Genomic DNA, 1,948 nt, shown 5'->3' on the forward strand with positions numbered 1-1,948 from the left:
CCCTCCAGTCCTTTGCTTTGTCTTATAAAAAAGCGTCTGAGTATGTTGCTGCTTCGTTGATTCAGCGGTATTTCAATCAGGGCCGTGTTGATGCACTGAACCATTGGCAAGAGCGGCGTGCAGCGATGGCACTTCAGCAGTCGCTCAGCCAACAGGAGATCCAGTGGGCAGGGAAGGGGGATAGCTTCAAGTTCTATATCAAACCCATGCTTGGCTTCCTTGAGGGATTGGTCTATGCGGTTGCGCCGTTCATGGCGTTGCTTCTGATGATGGGTTCGAGGGGGGCAATGACCCTGGCGAAGTTCTGCGCATTGCCGCTGTCGACTTCGCTCTGCATGCCTCTGCTGTCGGTGGTGAATGCGTTCACGCTTTGGTATGCCGGCGCCAAAATGGAAGCGATATTCAACGGGTACGACCCGATCTCCACGGGCTTCGCTCAGATGCAACTCTTGGACATCGACCAAGCCATAGGCTCAGCCCTTGGCCTGGGTGGTTACCTCGCGGCTTACACTCCCGCAATCGCCGCATCGATCGTAGGAGCTGGAGCCTTTGGCATGACTGCGATCATGTCGGGTGCGACCTCTGACACTAAGTTCAACAGCGAGGATATGACCCCTCGGACTCAGCGGCCTTCTCCAGTTATGGCGACGGAGGCAGTCTACACAGCCGACCAGGTTGGCAAGGGCGTCAGCGTTACCGGTGCGACACAATTGGCCGAAACGATCAGTGGGCAGCAAGCGGCTTCCGCCTACGTTCAGAGCTCGAAGAACGCCTCGGTAACCGCGACCGAGAACATGCAGCGATCTCTTCAAAGCGCGATTCAGCAATCTGCACAGACAACCACGGGTCAGCAGAACCTCGCATCGCTGGGACACCAGGTGGCGTCGAGCCTGAATCTTTCGCAGAACTCCCAGTTCACCAGTGCCGCGAGCCAGCTCAAAAGTCTGGGATTCAATGAGAATAAAATTGCTCAGGGGGTCTTCGCAGCCAGCGCTGGAGCGGCGGCGCCTTTGGGCTTGGCAGGCGCACGTCTTGAGGATTCCGAACAGTTCCAGAAACTGTCATCCACTCAGCAGCAGCAAGCCCAACAGGCCTTTACCCAACTCACTTCAGCGGTGCAGGCAAGCTCGAACGACCAAACCGCCTTCAACGCTGCAGACTCGTTCAGTCGCTCTTCCCAGGCGAGCGTAAGCCAATCGACTGGTGAAACTCTCAGTCAGTCCATCGGGCAGGCGCGTCAAGCGCAGGAAACCTACTCCCGGGCTTCGAAAATGGAGAATGTTTACGCTGCGAGTCAGTCATTGAACCTCAAGCAGGCAGCAGTAACTTCGCTGCTTCGTGGAGAGTCTCGTGCGGAGTCTGCCCAGGCCCTTGCTGAGATTGCCGGCCAAACCGAAGGAGGGCGTGCGGCGTTTAATACGGCGATGGCGAGCGCTTCTATCCGCGGGCTCTCGACCGATAGGGAAGAGCGTGTTGCCATGGCTGCAATACGCGCGTTGAACCAGGACGGAAGGCTGGGTGACTTGGTGAGCTCGAAGATGTCGCCGTTCGACTTCTCCATGGCTGCCGTCAGCGGCAACGAGAGCTCGGGGCTGACCGAGACCTCAATCAGTACAGGCAACCTGCAGACCAGGATGAGTCAGCTAGACGCCGGAGCGTCCGAGGCTTTCCGTAGTAACCAGGACATGACCAGATCTGGCCTCACTGACATGAAAGAGAGTGGCCCCCTGGTCGTCCAGGAGGCGCGCGACGGTGCGATCGACAGAGTCAATGAAGAAAGGGATATGTCGAACGAGCGGATGAACGCGCTGCAGGCTGACAATCCGGTACCAGTGAACAAGATCGCCGTGGCGTCCACCACACCCGTGCATGATACCGCTGAGAGTTTCGCCACCAACGGACTCGACGCAGTTGGAATGGGGATGACCCAGTTGATCGATAAGGCAGT

At 57.5% G+C, this 1,948-nt stretch carries 1 protein-coding gene; it reads left to right on the forward strand.

The genetic code is table 11. The annotated features are described in order from the left end of the window. The coding region (locus FAS41_RS30615; protein ID WP_138527013.1) for a conjugal transfer protein TraG N-terminal domain-containing protein at positions 1-1,948 on the forward strand (1,948 nt) is incomplete at both ends.

The sequence above is a fragment of the Pseudomonas nicosulfuronedens genome (genome assembly GCF_005877905.1).
Taxonomy (GTDB): Bacteria; Pseudomonadota; Gammaproteobacteria; order Pseudomonadales; family Pseudomonadaceae; genus Pseudomonas; species Pseudomonas nicosulfuronedens.